General features: G+C 71.2%; 20 protein-coding genes. 14 read left to right on the top strand and 6 right to left on the bottom strand.

Going from position 1 to position 16319, the window contains the following annotated elements; all coding sequences use genetic code 11:
• Positions 1-47 precede the first annotated feature (47 nt).
• Genes ACFVSU_RS19960 through pucL form a run of 8 tightly spaced genes read left to right on the top strand, consistent with a single transcriptional unit; the run spans position 48 to position 6716 of the window.
• A complete protein-coding gene (locus ACFVSU_RS19960; protein ID WP_387147393.1) occupies positions 48-1310 on the top strand; it encodes a DUF6986 family protein in 1263 nt (420 codons plus the stop codon).
• On the top strand, positions 1307-2119 hold the full coding sequence (locus ACFVSU_RS19955; protein WP_387147116.1) for a bifunctional allantoicase/(S)-ureidoglycine aminohydrolase: 813 nt from the start codon (positions 1307-1309) through the stop codon (positions 2117-2119). Before ACFVSU_RS19960 ends, ACFVSU_RS19955 begins: the two co-directional genes overlap by 4 nt.
• Before the next feature lie 13 nt (positions 2120-2132).
• Positions 2133-3482: an allantoinase AllB gene (gene allB, locus ACFVSU_RS19950; protein ID WP_387147113.1), complete on the top strand. Its 1350-nt coding sequence runs from the start codon at positions 2133-2135 to the stop codon at positions 3480-3482.
• 57 nt (positions 3483-3539) lie between these two features.
• On the top strand, positions 3540-4454 hold the full coding sequence (locus ACFVSU_RS19945) for an aldolase/citrate lyase family protein (protein ID WP_310292564.1): 915 nt from the start codon (positions 3540-3542) through the stop codon (positions 4452-4454).
• Between the two features lie 41 nt (positions 4455-4495).
• Positions 4496-4966: a thioredoxin-dependent thiol peroxidase gene (gene bcp, locus ACFVSU_RS19940; RefSeq protein WP_387147109.1), complete on the top strand. Its 471-nt coding sequence runs from the start codon at positions 4496-4498 to the stop codon at positions 4964-4966.
• A gap of 28 nt (positions 4967-4994) precedes the next feature.
• The gene (gene uraD, locus ACFVSU_RS19935) at positions 4995-5492 is read left to right on the top strand and encodes a 2-oxo-4-hydroxy-4-carboxy-5-ureidoimidazoline decarboxylase (protein ID WP_387147106.1); all 498 of its coding nucleotides are present in this window, start codon (positions 4995-4997) and stop codon (positions 5490-5492) included.
• Complete coding sequence (gene uraH / locus ACFVSU_RS19930; RefSeq protein ID WP_387147103.1) at positions 5489-5815, top strand: hydroxyisourate hydrolase; 327 nt, start codon at positions 5489-5491, stop codon at positions 5813-5815. The genes uraD and uraH overlap by 4 nt, the downstream gene beginning before the upstream one ends.
• Position 5816: 1 nt before the next feature.
• Positions 5817-6716: a factor-independent urate hydroxylase gene (gene pucL, locus ACFVSU_RS19925; protein ID WP_387147100.1), complete on the top strand. Its 900-nt coding sequence runs from the start codon at positions 5817-5819 to the stop codon at positions 6714-6716.
• Positions 6717-6753: 37 nt separating this feature from the next.
• Here the strand turns inward: pucL and ACFVSU_RS19920 are convergent, their stop codons facing one another.
• Together ACFVSU_RS19920 and msrB are read right to left on the bottom strand one after the other, a co-directional pair.
• Positions 6754-7299, bottom strand: coding sequence for a nitroreductase family protein (locus ACFVSU_RS19920; RefSeq protein WP_387147097.1), 546 nt, complete (start codon positions 7297-7299; stop codon positions 6754-6756).
• Entirely contained in the window at positions 7299-7709 is a 411-nt protein-coding gene (gene msrB, locus ACFVSU_RS19915) for a peptide-methionine (R)-S-oxide reductase MsrB (protein ID WP_387147094.1), read from the bottom strand. Before msrB ends, ACFVSU_RS19920 begins: the two co-directional genes overlap by 1 nt.
• A gap of 92 nt (positions 7710-7801) precedes the next feature.
• Between msrB and ACFVSU_RS19910 the strand changes: the two genes are divergently transcribed.
• The 5 genes from ACFVSU_RS19910 to groL all read left to right on the top strand — a co-directional run bounded on the left by ACFVSU_RS19910 (position 7802) and on the right by groL (position 11856).
• Positions 7802-8821: a DUF2332 family protein gene (locus ACFVSU_RS19910; protein ID WP_387147091.1), complete on the top strand. Its 1020-nt coding sequence runs from the start codon at positions 7802-7804 to the stop codon at positions 8819-8821.
• 9 nt (positions 8822-8830) lie between these two features.
• Positions 8831-9079: a DUF3263 domain-containing protein gene (locus ACFVSU_RS19905; RefSeq protein WP_387147088.1), complete on the top strand. Its 249-nt coding sequence runs from the start codon at positions 8831-8833 to the stop codon at positions 9077-9079.
• 68 nt (positions 9080-9147) lie between these two features.
• Positions 9148-9717 (top strand): LytR C-terminal domain-containing protein, encoded by a 570-nt coding sequence (locus tag ACFVSU_RS19900; protein WP_387147085.1) that lies wholly within the window; start codon positions 9148-9150, stop codon positions 9715-9717.
• 130 nt (positions 9718-9847) lie between these two features.
• The gene (locus tag ACFVSU_RS19895; RefSeq protein ID WP_045298154.1) at positions 9848-10048 is read left to right on the top strand and encodes a cold-shock protein; all 201 of its coding nucleotides are present in this window, start codon (positions 9848-9850) and stop codon (positions 10046-10048) included.
• Between the two features lie 188 nt (positions 10049-10236).
• Complete coding sequence (gene groL, locus ACFVSU_RS19890; RefSeq protein ID WP_387147081.1) at positions 10237-11856, top strand: chaperonin GroEL; 1620 nt, start codon at positions 10237-10239, stop codon at positions 11854-11856.
• Between the two features lie 79 nt (positions 11857-11935).
• Here the strand turns inward: groL and ACFVSU_RS19885 are convergent, their stop codons facing one another.
• The 4 genes from ACFVSU_RS19885 to ACFVSU_RS19870 all read right to left on the bottom strand — a co-directional run bounded on the left by ACFVSU_RS19885 (position 11936) and on the right by ACFVSU_RS19870 (position 15609).
• Complete coding sequence (locus tag ACFVSU_RS19885) at positions 11936-12223, bottom strand: WXG100 family type VII secretion target (RefSeq protein ID WP_387147077.1); 288 nt, start codon at positions 12221-12223, stop codon at positions 11936-11938.
• Positions 12224-12361: 138 nt separating this feature from the next.
• On the bottom strand, positions 12362-14029 hold the full coding sequence (locus tag ACFVSU_RS19880) for a sensor histidine kinase (protein ID WP_387147390.1): 1668 nt from the start codon (positions 14027-14029) through the stop codon (positions 12362-12364).
• Positions 14030-14162: 133 nt separating this feature from the next.
• Entirely contained in the window at positions 14163-14855 is a 693-nt protein-coding gene (locus tag ACFVSU_RS19875) for a response regulator transcription factor (RefSeq protein WP_045298162.1), read from the bottom strand.
• Between the two features lie 64 nt (positions 14856-14919).
• Positions 14920-15609 carry a helix-turn-helix transcriptional regulator gene (locus ACFVSU_RS19870; RefSeq protein WP_387147073.1) on the bottom strand — a complete coding sequence of 230 codons (690 nt, stop codon included), beginning with the start codon at positions 15607-15609 and terminating at the stop codon, positions 14920-14922.
• Positions 15610-15711: 102 nt separating this feature from the next.
• Here ACFVSU_RS19870 and folE point away from each other — a divergent pair, with 102 nt between their 5' ends.
• Positions 15712-16314, top strand: a complete 603-nt coding sequence (gene folE / locus ACFVSU_RS19865; RefSeq protein ID WP_387147069.1) for a GTP cyclohydrolase I — start codon at positions 15712-15714, stop codon at positions 16312-16314.
• Positions 16315-16319: the final 5 nt, after the last annotated feature.

Raw genomic sequence — 16319 nt, 5'->3', positions numbered from 1 at the left:
CGCGCGCCGACGACGGCGCACGACCGCCCGATCGTGCGGCGCCCGCGCTGACGCCCGAGGACCTCCTCGGCATCGATCGCCTCCTCGCGCCCACCGACCGGCTCCTCGCGGACGGCTACCCCGGCGACGACGACACGCGCCAGCCCGTGCACACCGTCTATGTCGCGGCCGACCGATACGCGCCCGGGCTCCCTCGGGAGTGGGGCGCGGCGGCACGGGATGCCGGCGAGGCCCACGGCGGCATGGAGGCCGTGGCGCTCGACCTGGGAGTGCCGGAGGCGTTCTGTGCCGAGGTCTCGGCGCTCGTCACGGCGAAGCTCGCGTCCGAGCCCATCGAGGACCTGCGCCTCGACCTCGAGGACGGGTACGGCGACCGGGGCGACGAGACCGAGGACGCCGACGTCCGACGCGCCGCAGAGCTGCTGCTCGAGGCGGTCGCCGGCGGCGAGGCGCCGCCCTTCTTCGGGATCCGCATCAAGAGCCTCGAGCGGGCGACGCGGGAACGCGGCATCCGTTCTCTCGATCTGTTCCTGGCGACGCTGCTCGCAGCCGGCGATCTGCCGGAGGGCCTCCGGATGACCCTGCCGAAGGTGACGACCGTCGCGCAGGTCGAGGCGATGTCGCGGATCTGCGACCGCCTCGAGCGGCACCACGGGCTCGCAGCCGGACGCCTGCGGTTCGAGATGCAGGTCGAGACGCCGCAGATCGTGCTCGCCGCGGACGGGACCTCGTCGCTGGCCGCGGCCATCCACGCGGCGGAAGGCCGGGTGAGCGGGCTGCACTACGGCACGTACGACTACAGCGCCGCCCTGGGCATCGCCCCGGCGTACCAGGCGATGGATCACCCGGCGGCCGACCATGCCAAGAACGTGATGCAGGTCGCCGCGGCGCAGACCGGGGTGCGGCTGTCGGACGGTTCGACGAACATCCTCCCGGTGGGCGACGCGGACGCGGTGCGCGCGGCCTGGCGTCTGAGCGCACGCCTCACCCGCCGTTCGCTGGAGCGGGGCTTCTTCCAGGGCTGGGACCTGCACCCCGCGCAGCTGGTGCCGCGGTTCGTCGCCAACGTCCTCTTCTACCGGGAGGGCTTCGCGCCGGCAGTCGCACGCCTGCGCGCCTACGTCGACCGGGTCGAGGGCGGGATCCTCGACGAACCCGCGACCGCCCGCGCGCTCGCGGCGTTCGTGTCGCGCGGCGTCGCCTGCGGGGCCGTCACCGAGGACGAGCTGACGGATGCCGCGGGCCTCGATCTCGCCGCACTCGGTTCGCTCGCGCGTCCGCTGCACACCACGACCGAGGGGCACGCATGAGCTACTACACGCCGCAGGGCGGCCTGCCGCCGCAGACCGCGCTCCTCACCGATCGCGCCGTGGTGAAGCCCGCGTACACGTTCATCCCGAAGGGCGTGCTGCGCGACATCGTCACGAGCAACCTTCCGGGGTTCACGGACACGCGGTCGTGGATCCTGGCACGGCCTGTCGCGGGTTCGGCGACGACGTTCGCGCAGCTGATCGTCGAGATCGCACCCGGAGGGGGAGCCGGGCGCCCCGAGCCCGAGAGGGGTGTCGAGGGCGTCGTGTTCGTCACCGCAGGTGCGCTCACGCTCACCCTCGAGGGGGAGCGGCACCTGCTCGACCCGGGCGGCTACGCCTTCGTCGCGCCGGGTGCGGCGTGGTCACTGGCCAACGAGGGCGAGGCGCCTGCGACCTTCCACTGGATCCGCAAGGCCTACGAGCCGGTCGATGACGTGCCGGTGCCGGCGTCGTTCGTGACGCGCGACCAGGACGTCGAGCCGCGCGCGATGCCCGACACCGACGGCGCATGGGCGACGACCCGCTTCGTCGACCCCGACGACCTCTCGCACGACATGCACGTCAACATCGTCACCTTCCAGCCCGGCGGGACGATCCCGTTCGCCGAGACCCACGTCATGGAGCACGGCCTCTACGTCCTGCAGGGCAAGGCGGTGTACCGGCTCAACGACGACTGGGTCGAGTGCGAGGCCGGCGATTACATGCTGCTCCGGGCCTTCTGCCCCCAGGCCTGTTACGCGGGCGGCCCCGAGCCCTTCCGGTACCTGCTGTACAAGGACGTCAACCGTCAGATCCGGCTCACCTGACAGCGGGCCATTCATGAGCGAACGGATGCTGCGGCACGACCTGGTCGTGCGCGGCCGGCGCGTGCTCACCGACGGCGGATTCGAGTCGTGCGAGGTCGCGGTCGCGGACGGCGTCATCGTCGCGATCGAGCCCCTTGGCACGGGAATGCGCGGACACGACGAGGTCGAGCTGCAGGACGACGAGGCGCTGCTGCCGGGCCTCGTCGACACGCACGTGCACGTCGACGAGCCGGGGCGCACCGAGTGGGAGGGATTCGCTTCGGCCACGAAGGCCGCGGCGGCCGGCGGCGTCACCACGATCGTTGACATGCCCCTCAACAGCATTCCGCCCACCGTCTCGGTGGAGGCCCTGGAGGTCAAGCGCCTCACCGCGCGCGACCAGGTGTTCGTGGACGTCGGCTTCTGGGGTGGCGCGATCCCCGGCAACACGCGGGAGCTGCGCCCGTTGCATGAGGCCGGGGTGTTCGGGTTCAAGTGCTTCCTGCTGCCCTCGGGCGTGGACGAGTTCCCTCCGCTCGATGCCGTGGAGATGGAGCGCGACATGGCCGAACTCGCCGGGTTCGGCGGGCTGCTCATCGTGCACGCGGAGGATGCGGCGACGATCGAGCACGCCCCGCACGCGAACGGGGTCCGTTACGACCGATTCCTCGCGTCGCGCCCGCACTCCGCCGAGGACGTCGCGATCGCCGAGGTCATCGACCGCGCCCGCCGCACCGGAGCCCGCGCGCATATCCTGCACCTGTCTTCGTCCGACGCGCTCCCGCTCATCGCGGCCGCCAAGCGGGAGGGCGTGCACCTCAGCGTCGAGACCTGCCCGCACTATCTGACGTTGACCGCGGAGGACGTGATGGACGGGGCGACCGCCTACAAGTGCTGCCCGCCGATCCGCGAGGCGGCCAACCGCGACCGGCTCTGGGAGGGACTGGTCGACGGCACGATCGACAGCATCGTGAGCGACCATTCGCCCGCCACCCTCGACCTCAAGGATCCCGCCGGGGGCGACTTCGCCGTCGCGTGGGGCGGCGTCGCGTCGCTGCAGCTGGGGCTGCCGGTGGTGTGGTCCGAGGCGCGACGAAGAGGCATCTCCCTGGAGAAGGTGGTGGAATGGATGTCGGCGCGTCCGGCGGCCCTGGCGGGCCTCGCCCGAAAGGGCAGGATCGCGCTCGGCTTCGACGCCGACCTGTCGGTGTTCGCACCCGACGACGGGTTCGTCGTCGACGTCGCCCGTCTGCACCACAAGAACCCCGTCTCGCCGTACGACGGCCGCGCCCTGTCGGGCGTCGTGCGCGAGACCTTCCTGCGGGGCGAGCGGGTGGACTTCGCCGAGCCCCGCGGTCGCCTGCTGCGTCGCGACGCGGCCTGAGCGCCGACACCGGCCCCTCCGGCCGGGTGAGACGTGACGATACGGAAGAAGAGTGAGATGTCGGCAGATCCCTACGGCAGCGGTGCAGAAGTCCTCGAGGCGGAGGACGACCTGCGGTCGCTGATCACCACGCGTCCGGCGCGGCACCGCGCCGTGGACCCGGCGATCGCGCGGTCGTGGCTGCTCGTGCCGGGGACCCGCCCCGAGTCGTTCGACGACATGGCGGCGTCGCGCGCCGACGCGGTCGTGCTCGACATCGAGGACGCCGTCGACCCGAGCAACAAGCCGCAGGCCCGGCAGGACGTCGCCGACTGGCTGCGCGGCGGCGGTCGCGCCTGGGTGCGCGTCAACGACGCGCTGAGCCCGTTCTGGGCAGACGACCTCGCGACCCTTGCGGGCCTCCCCGGCCTCCTGGGCATCATGCTCGCCAAGACAGAGTCTGCCGACCAGGTGACGAGCTCGTTCGACCGCCTCGGCGGCACGGTGCCTGTCGTGGCGCTCGTCGAGTCGGCGCTCGGCATGGAGGACGCCGCGCACATCGCGCGCGCCCGTGGTGCCTTCCGCCTCGCGTTCGGCAGCGGCGACTTCCGCCGCGACACCGGCATGAGCGCGGATGCCGAGGCGATGGCCTACCCGCGTGCACGGCTGGTCGTCGCCAGCCGTGTGGGCAACCTGCCGGGGCCCATTGACGGCCCGACCGTGGGCAACAGCATGCCGACGCTGCGCGAGCACTCCGCGATCACGGTGTCGATGGGCATGACCGGCAAGCTCTGCCTCGCCGCCGAGCAGGCTCCCGTCATCAACGAGGTCATCTGCCCCACGCCGAGCGAGGTGCTGTGGGCACTGGACTTCCTCGCCGACTTCGAGGGCCGCGGCCGCGTGATCCGCGACGGCAGCGACTTGCCCCGGCTCGGCCGGGCGCAGAAGATCGAGAAGCTGGCTCTCGCGTTCGGGGTGCACCCGACCTCGTGACCGGCGACGCCGAGCGACGAACCATCGAAGGGACCGACGACATGGCCGACATCCGCCTGAACGAGGGCGACGCGAACCCCGGGTTCGCGCTGCCCGACTCGACCGGCACGGTGGTGCGACCGGAGGACTTCGCCGGCCGCCGCGTCGTCGTCTACTTCTACCCGGCCGCGTTCACGCCCGGCTGCACGACCGAGGCGTGCGACTTCCGCGACAACCTCGCGTCGCTGCAAGCGGCGGGCGTCGCCGTCGTCGGGGTCTCGCCCGACCCGGTCGAGCGGCTCGCGGAGTGGGCCGAGGCCGAGCAGCTGCAGTTCCCGCTCCTCTCCGACGAGGACCACGCCGTCGCCGAGGCGTGGGGCGCGTGGGGCACCAAGGTGGTGAACGGTGAGGAGCGCGTGGGCCTCATCCGCTCGACCTTCGTGCTGGATGCCGAGGGCACGGTGCAGTCCGCCGAGTACCGGGTCGATCCCAACGGCCACGTGGACCGCCTCCGCGCCCAGCTCGCCGCCTGAGCCCACCCCCACCAGGCACGCTGCAGCGATGGAGCTGGACGCGTTCAACCGCCTCGACGCCGAAGCCGCGCGAGCCGTGGTGCGCCCGTGCGTCGACCTCGACCGGTGGGTCGATGCCGTCGTCGCAGGGCGCCCCTATACGTCGACGGCGGAGCTTCTCGCGGCGGCACGCACGAGCGCCGCACCGTGGACGGTCGCCGAGATCGACGGCGCCCTCGCCCACCACCCCCGCATCGGCGAGCGCGCGAGCGGAGGCGGGGCCGAGGCATCCCTCTCGCGATCCGAGCAGGCGGGGATCGGGATGCCGTCCGCCGACGTCGCCGCGGCGCTCGCCGCCGGCAACCGCGCCTACGAGGAGAAGTTCTCGCGGGTCTTCCTCATCCGGGCGGCCGGGCGCAGCGCCGACGAGATCCTCGGTGCGCTGAGCCAGCGGCTGGCCCACACTGAGGAGGAGGAGATCCCGGTCGTGGCGGAGCAGCTGCGGCAGATCGCCGTCCTCCGACTCGAAGGGATCATCGGTTCATGAGCCAGATCACGACGCACGTGCTGGATGCTGCGGTCGGAGGCCCTGCGCGCGGCGTCGGCGTCGTGCTGACCACGGCCGACGGGGCCGAGATCGCGTCCGGGGTGACAGACGAGAACGGCCGGATCCCGGATCTCGGACCCGAGCGCCTGGACGCCGGCACGTACCGGCTCACGTTCGCGACCGGCGACTTCTTCGCCGCGACGGGGCGCGCGACGTTCTACCCGGTCGTGTCGATCGACTTCGCGGTCGCCGACTCCGCGCAGCACTACCACGTGCCCCTCCTGCTCAGCCCGTTCGCGTACTCGACCTATCGGGGGAACTGACATGTCCGAGCCCGCGATCGTCCTCGGCGCGAACCAGTACGGCAAGGCCGAGGTGCGGCTCGTGCGGGTCGACCGGGACGGTCAGCGGCACACGATCACCGACCTCGACGTGACGTCGCAGCTGCGTGGCGACTTCACCGCCGCCCACATCGAGGGGGACAACGCGCGGATCGTCGCCACCGACACGCAGAAGAACACGGTGTTCGCCTTCGCCCGCGACGGCGTCGGCACGCCCGAGGAGTTCCTGCTGCGGCTCGGACGCCACTTCACCCGGGAGTTCGAATGGGTCACCGGCGGACGCTGGGAGGCCGAGCACTACACCTGGAACCGCATCCCCGTCGACGGCGAGGGACACGACCACTCGTTCGTGCGAGGCGGCACCGAGGTCCGCACGGCCGTGGTCACGTTCGTCGGACCCGAGGCGACCGTCATCTCGGGGCTGCGCGACCTCGCGGTGCTGAAGTCCGCCGGGTCGGAGTTCCACGGTTTCGTGCGCGACCGGTACACGACGCTCGCCGAGACCGACGACCGCATCCTCGCGACGTCCGTCACCGCGAGGTGGCGCTACAACCGCCTCGACGTCGGGTTCGACGAGTCGTTCGCCGAGGTGCGGCGGCTGCTGCTCGAGGCGTTCGCCGAGACGCACTCGCTCGCGCTCCAGCAGACCCTGTACGAGATGGGCCGGCGGGTGCTCGAGGCCCGCGCCGAGATCGACGAGATCCGCTTCTCGATGCCGAACTTGCACCACTTCGCGGTGGACCTGACGCCGTTCGGGCTCGACAACCCCAACGAGGTCTTCTATGCCGCCGACCGCCCGTACGGGCTGATCGAGGCGGCGGTGCTCCGCGACGGCGTGCCGGGGAACCACCCCGCATGGCACGGGATCGCCGGCTTCTGCTGACCGCGGACCCACGCGTGCGTCGGTCCGCGGCGCCGTGTCAGCCCTTCGGCATGCGGCTCACGAAGCGGGTGGCGTCGACGCCCTTGCGGCGAGTCGGACGCGAGCGCTTCGGCTTGCCGCCGACGTACAGCCAGCCCAGGAGCTCCTCGTTCTTCTTGAGACCGTGGGCCTTCGCGACGACCTTCGACCGGGTCTGGTCGCCCGCGGTCCGCCAGAAGACGCCCCAGCCGGCCTCGTCGAGCACCAGGCTCAAGACGTGCGCGACGCCGGAGGCGACGGCCTCCTGCTCCCACCGCGGCACCTTGTGCGTCTTGCTGTAGCTCGCCACCACCGCGAGGATCAGCGGCGCGCGCATCGGCTTCGACGACGAGCCCTTGTGGCCCTCGGCCTTGTTGAGCGCCTTGCCCAGACGCTGTCGATCGGCGCCGCGCAGCTCGATGAGCCGCCACGGGTGCAGCGACTTGTGGTCGGCGACGCGCCCGGCGGCGGCGACGAAGTCGAGGAGCTCCTCGTGCGAGGGCGCCTCGTCCGTCACCTTCGACCACGACCGCCGTGCGAGCGCGGCGTCGAGCGCGCCGGACATCACGCCGCGCCCTCGCCGGGCGTGAACTGCAGCGAGATCGAGTTCATGCAGTAGCGGTCGCCGGTCGGAGTGCCGAAGCCGTCGGGGAACACATGGCCCAGGTGCGAGCCGCAGTTCGCGCAGCGCACCTCGGTGCGCACCATGCCGTGGCTGTTGTCCTCGATGAGCTCGACCGCCTCCGGGCGGATCGACTCGTAGAAGCTCGGCCAGCCGCAGTGCGAGTCGAACTTCGTGCCGCTCTGGAACAGCTCAGCCCCGCAGGCCGCGCACGTGTAGAGGCCGGCACGGCTCTCGTCGAGCAGCTCACCGGTCCAGGGCCGCTCGGTCCCCGCCTGGCGCAGCACGGCGTACTGATCGGCGGACAGGTCTTCGCGCCACTGGGCATCGCTCTTGTCGACGGCGTAGGTCATGGTTCCTCCTCTGCCGCGCACGACGGCCACCCTCCATTCAACCCCAGCGGCCGGTCCGGTGGGGCCGCCCGGGGTGGGGGAGGATGTGGGGCGTGGACGAGACCAGGGGCGAAGACGTCGACGCCGTCATCGAGCGATACGGCCGCTTCGCGCGCGACGAGGCGCCCGGCCGGTCGGCGCTGTACGCCGAGTGGGCGGACGGCGTCGCCTCCGATCCGGCCCTCGCGGCCCTCCTCGCGCGCATCCCCGCCACGCGGCGGCAGCCGCCGCTCGTGTTCGCGGTGACCCGCATGCTCGGCGCGCCCGAGAGCGCGTTCCCGGCGTGGGCCGCGTGGCTCGTCGAGCACGGCGAGGAGGTCGTGGCCGAGGCATCCGTCCGCCGTCTGCAGACCAACGAGCCGCAGCGGTGCGCGGCCCTCCTCCCGGCCCTCGCGACGATCGACGGGCCGATCGCGCTGCTCGAAGTCGGCGCGAGCGCGGGGCTGTGCCTGTACCCCGACCGCTACTCGTATCGCTACCGGGGGAGCGACGGCGTCCTCGCGCTCGATCCCGATGCCGGCACCTCGGCGGTGGTGCTGGAGTGCGACATCACCGGCGCACTGCCGCTGCGGCTGCCGGAGGTCGTATGGCGCGCCGGGATCGACCTCGAGCCGCTCGACGCCGGTGACGAGGGCGACCGGCGGTTCCTCACGAGCCTCGTGTGGCCGGGGGAGAGCGGAAGGACGGAGCGGATCGCCGCCGCCCTCGACATCGCCGCCGCGGACCCGCCGCACCTGATGGCCGGCGACGCCTCCGACCCGGAGGTGCTGCGCGCGGCCGGCGCGCTCGCACCCGCCGGTGCCACGCTCGTCGTCACGACGCCCGGGGTCCTGCCGCACATCCCGCGTGCCGGACGCGAACGCCTCCTCGACGCCGTGCGCGCCCTCGACGCGGTCTGGATCACGATCGACCCTCCCGCGCTGCACGACCGGTGGCGGCCTCCCGTCGACGCCGCGTCGTGGGGCGGCTTCGTGCTCGGCCGGGACGGCGAAGCGCTCGCCGCGGTCGACCCGCTCGGCTCGTTCGTGCACTGGCGCGCGTGGCGCACGGGAGGAACGGATGCCGCGGGCTAGCGTGGACGCGTGCCTTTGACCGACCGCGACCGCGCCATCCTCGACTTCGAGGCCGAGTGGCGCCGGCACGCGGGTGCCAAGGAGGAGGCGATCCGCTCCGACCTCGGCCTGTCGCCGGCGCGGTACTACCAGCTGCTCGGCCGCCTCATCGACACGACCGACGCGCAGGAGCACGACCCGATGCTCGTGAAGCGGCTCCGCCGGCTGCAAGAGGCCCGTCTGCACGAGCGCGCCGGCCGCGCCGCCGACGCCCGCTGAGCCGCCGCTCCGCGCCACGCGGGCGGGCCCGCGCAGGACGCCCAGGGTTCGGCAGGTAGCATCGACGGGTGCCGACCACCAACTACCCCCGGGATCGTTTCGACGATGTGCCGGAGACGGATCGCGTCGGCGCCCACCGGGCCGAGAACCCGCGCATGCGCGGATGGGTCGTCCTGCTGTGGGCCGCACTGGCCACCGTCGTGCTCATCGTCGTGGGCATCTTCGGCACGCTGCTGGCGTCCGGGCGCATCGAGCTGGTCCCGACGCCCACCCCGACCGTCGAGCCGGTCCCCGAGGTCACGCCCGTCGTGGACGTGAACTACGACGTCATGATCCTCAACGCGACCCCCGAGCAGGGCCTCGCGACGCAGATGAAGGACGTCGTCGTGGGTGCGGGCTGGACGGACGACAAGGTGACCGCGGGCGAGGCCGGCTCGCAGGACTTCCCGACGACCACCGTCTTCTACGTCGACCCGGCTGACGAAGCCGCGGCCGCGGGCCTCGCCGGCGTCATCGGAGGCGCCGAGATCGAGCAGAGCGAGGCGTACCCCGCGACCACGGAGGGCGTGCCGCAGCTCACGGTCGTGATCGGTCTGGACCGCACCGCCGCGGGGCAGACGCCGGCCCCTACGCCCTGACCCGCCGAGCGCGTGTTTCGCGCGGGTAAACACTTGTGTGCCTGCATGTCAACAAGTGACGAAACGCGCGGATGCCGCGATTTCGCCTGCATACGATGAAGCCCTGCACCGCCGGCAACAGGAGATACGCATGACCCAGGGCACCGTCAAATGGTTCAACGCCGAGAAGGGATTCGGCTTCATCACCGTCGCCGACGGCCAGGACGTCTTCGTCCACTACTCGAACATCGACATGTCGGGATTCCGCGTGCTGGAGGAAGGGCAGACCGTGGAATTCACGGTCGGCTCCGGCCAGAAGGGGCCGCAGGCCGAGTCCGTGCGCGTCGTCTGAGCGCCCGGCTCAGCGCCCGACGCTGAACCGACACCGGAGACGGGATGCCGAAAGGCGTCCCGTCTCCTTGCGTTTCGGCATCCGTCATCGCGGCTTGCACTCGATAGGGTCGAGTGCCAGAATGATTTAGCACTCGCGTTTGTTGAGTGCTAATACCCCAGCCAACGTTCCGGAGGGACGACACACACATGGCAAAGATCATCGCTTTCGACGAGGAGGCCCGTCGCGGCCTCGAGCGTGGCCTGAACACCCTGGCCGACGCCGTCAAGGTGACGCTCGGCCCGCGCGGTCGCAACGTCGTGCTCGAGAAGAAGTGGGGCGCCCCCACGATCACGAACGACGGTGTCTCGATCGCCAAGGAGATCGAGCTGGACGACCCGTACGAGAAGATCGGCGCGGAGCTCGTCAAGGAGGTCGCCAAGAAGACCGACGACGTCGCCGGTGACGGCACCACCACCGCCACGGTTCTCGCCCAGGCGCTCGTGCGCGAGGGCCTGCGCAACGTCGCGGCCGGCGCCGACCCCATCTCGCTCAAGAAGGGCATCGAGAAGGCTGTCGCGGCCATCACCGCTGAGCTGCTCGAGTCGGCCAAGGAGGTCGAGTCCAAGGACCAGATCGCCGCGACCGCGTCCATCTCGGCCGCTGACCCGGAGATCGGCCAGCTCATCGCCGAGGCGATCGACAAGGTCGGCAAGGAAGGCGTCGTCACCGTCGAGGAGTCGCAGACCTTCGGCACCGAGCTCGAGCTCACCGAGGGCATGCGCTTCGACAAGGGTTACATCAACCCCTACTTCGTGACGGACCCGGAGCGCCAGGAGGCGGTCTTCGAGGACCCGTACATCCTCATCGCGAACCAGAAGATCTCGAACATCAAGGACCTTCTGCCCGTCGTCGACAAGGTGATCCAGGACGGCAAGGAGCTCGTCATCATCGCCGAGGACGTCGAGGGTGAGGCTCTCGCGACCCTCGTGCTCAACAAGATCCGCGGCATCTTCAAGTCGGTCGCCGTCAAGGCTCCCGGCTTCGGCGACCGTCGCAAGGCGCAGCTGCAGGACATCGCGATCCTCACCGGCGGCCAGGTCATCACCGAGGAGGTCGGTCTCAAGCTCGAGAACGCCACCCTCGACCTGCTCGGCCGTGCGCGCAAGGTCATCGTCACCAAGGATGAGACCACGATCGTCGAGGGTGCTGGCGAGGCGGGCCAGATCGAGGGTCGCGTGACCCAGATCCGCCGCGAGATCGACAACACCGACAGCGACTACGACCGCGAGAAGCTCCAGGAGCGCCTCGCCAAGCTCGCCGGCGGCGTCGCCGTCATCAAGGCGGGCGCGGCCACCGAGGTCGAACTCAAGGAGCGCAAGCACCGCATCGAGGACGCCGTCCGCAACGCGAAGGCTGCCGTCGAGGAGGGCATCGTCGCCGGTGGTGGCGTCGCGCTCATCCAGTCGGGCCGCAAGGCTCTCGACTCGCTCGAGCTCTCGGGTGACGAGGCGACCGGTGCCAACATCGTGCGCGTCGCGATCGAGGCTCCGCTGAAGCAGATCGCCCTCAACGCCGGTCTCGAGCCGGGCGTCGTGGCCAACAAGGTCTCGGAGCTCCCGCTGGGCCACGGCCTCAACGCCGCCACGGGCGAGTACGGTGACCTGTTCCAGCAGGGCATCATCGACCCCGCCAAGGTGACCCGTTCGGCGCTGCAGAACGCCGCGTCGATCGCCGGTCTGTTCCTCACGACCGAGGCCGTCGTCGCCGACAAGCCCGAGAAGGCCGCCGCTCCCGTCGGCGACCCGACCGGTGGCATGGACTTCTGATCCAGAACTCCACGACCGCGTAACGCGTTCACAGAACGGCCCCTCCTCGCGGAGGGGCCGTTCTGGGTTCCGGTGGGGGTCAGCGGAACAGGCTCGTGGTGGCGAGCTCCGTGTCGGCGTACTGGCGGCCGGCCGCCGCGAGCGCGGCGTTGATGCTGGTCAGCGACTCCTCGACCTGACGCTGCGTCGCGCGCCACTGCTCGACCACTCCGGCGAAGGCGGCCGCGGCCGACCCGGTCCACGAGGACTGCAGCTGCGTGAGCTGCGCGAGCATCGCGTTCGACTCCGCCTGCAGCCGGTCGATCGTGCCGCGCACCGTGGCGGTCGAGGTGAGGATGCTGTCGCTGTCGACGGTGAAGACGGCCATTCGGGGCTCCTGATCAACGTGCGGCGGCCGGATGCCGAACCGCGGTGAGGCCACGCTAGGCGTCCGACGAGGCGGGGCCGAGGCATCCGTCGTCAACTGTGCACGATGCGTCGCGGCCGGCGGCTGGGGAGGAGACGCTCACTCGGAAGCGTCGGTGAGCCTCGCCATCGGCTGGGTCGCGAGATCGACGTGCTCGGCCGCGTCGCGCGCGTCGGCGAGCGGGAACGCCACGCGGAACGTCGCACCGCCGCCCGGCGTGTCGACGACACCGACCGAACCGTGCAGCGCCTCGACGATCGACGCGACGATCGACAGGCCCAGGCCTGACCCGCCCGTCTCACGTGTGCGCGACGTGTCGGCGCGCCAGAAGCGCTGGAAGATCTTGTCCTTGATCTGGTCGGGCACGCCCTCGCCGTGGTCGATCACCTCGATCCATCCCATGCGGTCGCGCACGTCGACGCCGATGCGCAGCTCGACGGGGGACTCGTCCGAAGAGTACCGCCGCGCGTTCCCCAGCAGGTTCGTCACGACCTGACGGATGCGATTCTCGTCGCCGAGCACCACGGGCAGGAGTCCGTCGGCTGTCGGCTCCGGCTCGGCGTCGGGAAGGATCGTCGGCAGCGCCGCACTCGCCGCGGCGCCCGCCGCGGGCACCGGCTTCGGGCGGCGGCGCAGCAGCGACAGCGTCGCACCTGCACGCGAAATGGCGGAGGGCCCGCCGGCGCGGCGCTTCGTCTCGGGCGGGACGGATGCCTCGTCCTCGGCCGGCAGCGCGGGCTCGCCGATCGTGGTGTCGATGACGGTGACCGGGCGCATCGGCGAGGCCGCGCGCACGTCGAGGGCGGCGTCCCTGGCGATGGGGCGCAGGTCGACGGGGCCGATCACGACGTCGCGGCGCTCGTCGAGCCGGGCGAGCGCGAGCAGGTCCTCGACGAGGACGCCCATGCGGATCGCCTCCTTCTCGATGCGCTCCATCGACTGGGCGATGTCTTCGTCGCCGCGGATGGCCCCCATGCGGTACAGCTCGGCGTAGCCCCGCACCGTGACCAGCGGGGTGCGCAGCTCGTGGCTCGCGTCGCCGACGAACCGCCGCATCTGGCGCACCGTCGAGTCGCGCTGCGAGAGCGCCGCGTCGACGCGGTCGAGCATCGCGTTGATCGCGGTCTTGAGGCGGCCGACCTCGGTCGTCGTCGGCTCGATGTCGGTCATGCGCAGGCTGAAGTCGCCGCCCGCGATGGCGTCGGCGGTCGACTCGACCTGGCCGAGGCTGCGGAAGGTGAGGGTGACGAGGAAGCGCGTCGCCACGGCGCCGGCGATGAGGACCACGAGCGCGAGGATCGAGTAGATGCCGATGTACTGCGCGATCGTCCGGTTGACGCTCGCCAGGGGAAGGGCGACGAGTTGGGGGTAGAGGATGCCGGTGTCCTCGGACGGCTGGGTCGAGACGGTGGCGAGGAACTCCGCTTCGCCGTCTTTCGACATGAGCTGGGTGATCTGCAGCTCCTTGGTGACCGCCTGCTCCGGTGTCAGCGTGAGGGGCACATCGGGCGATGGGCCGCCGCGTCCGCCGACCAGCGCGAGGAGGTTGTCCTGCGGTGTCGTCGGCTCGTAGACGGCGACGAAGTAGTCGACGTCGGCGGTGCCCTCCTTCTTCTCCACGTCGAGGCGCCCATCGACGGAGGAGAACTCGAGCAGCGGAGCCCCCGCTTCGGTGCGGGCGAGGGCGACGAGCTGGGTCTCGACGCCGTCGATCAGCGAGTTGCGCAGGAAGAGCGCGGTGCCGACGCCGGCGGCGATGAGTCCGATCCCGAGGAGCGCGACGGTTACCCCGGTGACCTTCGCGCGCAGACTCGTGCCGCGCCACCACCGGGTGATCGCGTCGGGCTTGTGCGCCAGATCGTCCCCCTCGCTTGCTGCCGCGCCGGGCGGCGCTTCCAGGCTAAGCGGTCTTGCCGGCCTTCAGCATGTAGCCGAAGCCGCGCTTGGTCTGGATGAGCGGCTCGGACGAGTGCGGGTCGATCTTGCGGCGCAGGTACGAGATGTAGCTCTCGACGATGCCGGCGTCGCCGTTGAAGTCGTACTCCCAGACGTGGTCGAGGATCTGGGCCTTCGACAGCACGCGGTTGGGGTTGAGCATGAGGTAGCGCAGGAGCTTGAACTCGGTGGGGCTGAGGTCGATCGAGGCGTCGCCCACCTGCACGTCGTGGGTGTCCTGGTCCATCGTGATCTCGCCGGCACGGATCACGGACTCCTCGTCGGCCTGCATCGTGCGGCGCAGGATCGCCTGGATGCGGGCGACGATCTCGTCGAGGCTGAAGGGCTTGGTGACGTAGTCGTCGCCGCCGGCGTTGAGGCCGGTGATCTTGTCTTCGGTCTCGTCCTTGGCGGTGAGGAAGAGGATCGGCGCGGTGTAGCCGGCACCGCGGAGGCGCTTGGTGACGCTGAACCCGTTCATGTCGGGCAGCATCACGTCGAGGATGATGAGATCCGGCTCCTCCTCGAGCACCGCCGAGATCGTCTGGGCGCCGTTCGAGACGGCCCGTACCTGGAATCCGGCGAATCGCAGGCTCGTGATCAGCAGGTCGCGGATGTTCGGTTCGTCGTCCACGACGAGGATGCGCGGTGCGGTCATGCCCTCATTATGTCGGCGGAACCGATGCGGCGTCTGGATATCCGGCGACGCGGCCGAGAATCCGTCAGCGGGCGCTGTCCCGGATCTCGACGCAGCAACGCCCCGCCGTGGGCGCGAGGACGGGCGTCCGTTCGTCGCCGGTGGCGGTCGTGAGGCCCCGCACCAGCTCGAGGTTCGCCCCGCAGATGAGTGCGGTGTGCCGGGTCGCGAGGGCGTGGAAGGGGCAGTTCTCGAGCACCAGATCGGTGGATGCCGCGTCCTCCGCGCCGTCGGCGGGGAGCGCGTCCTTCGCGCGCGGCGCGTAACCGCACAGGGTCAGCGCCGCCTCGAGGTCGGCGCACCCGGCGCCGATCGCAGCGCCCGCGGCGAATGCCCCGGCGTCGAGCGCATCGCGCACCGGCACCCCACGCTCGTCGGCCTCCGCCGCCGCGGCGGCGAGCAGCTCCCCGGCGAGCTCGTAGTGCCGTTCCGGGATGGTGGCGGCGAGCTCGGCGTCGGCGGCACGGTAGAGCTTCGCCGGGCGCCCCGCGCCCGGGCCCGTGCGACCTGACCGCCTCTCGTACGAGACCGTGAGGAGGCCGGCCTCCGCCAGCCGATCGAGGTTCACCGCCGCCGTGCTCCGCGGCATCCCGAGCGCGGCCGCAGCCTCGTCGCGGCCGATCGGACGCTCGGTCGCGAGGCGGTACAGCTCGCGGCGCTGCGGGTCGGCGAGTGCCGCGACCGCCTCGGCGCGATTGGGGGTGAGGATGCTCACGGCGTGAGTCTACCTCTAAAACCAGGAATCTTGACAAAAGAATCCGAGAGTTCTAGCGTCGGGGTCAGACGAGCCGATCGTGCTCAACACGAAGGAGTGGGGATGATGTCGACCCCGGCGCACGCGACGGCGCTGCACGCCCTGCCCGACGAGGCTCCGATCGATCGTGACGCGGCGATGGTCGCCGTCGGCGATCTGCTGGCGGCACTCGGCTTCGATCCGGACGAGGGTGACCTCGTCGAGACCCCCCGGCGCGTCGCCGACGCGTTCATCGAGATGATCACGCCCGAGCCGTTCGAGATGACCACTTTCCCGAACGACGACGCGTACGACGAGCCGGTCGTCGTGCGCGGCATCCCGTTCGTGTCGCTCTGCCGGCATCATCTGCTGCCGTTCCGCGGCACCGCCACCGTGGGCTATGTGCCCGGCGATCGCCTGGTGGGGCTCTCGAAGCTCGCGCGCGTCGTCGCTCACCACGCACGCGGGCTGCAGGTGCAGGAAGCGCTGACTGTGCAGATCGCGCGCACGCTCGAGACCGCGCTGGAGCCCCGCGGGGTCGGCGTCGTCGTCGAGGCGGAGCATCTGTGCATGTCGACGCGAGGGGTCCGCACCGAGACCGCCCTCACCACGACCACGGCTTTCCGCGGCGCGCTCGCCACCGACCTGGCGCTGCAGACGCGATTCATCGGAGCGCGCCCCGTCTGACGCGC

This window comes from Microbacterium sp. NPDC058062 (assembly GCF_042885375.1).
Lineage (GTDB): Bacteria > Actinomycetota > Actinomycetes > Actinomycetales > Microbacteriaceae > Microbacterium > Microbacterium trichothecenolyticum_C.
Note: the sequence above shows the minus strand (reverse complement) of the source record. Positions and strands in the feature narration are given on the sequence as shown.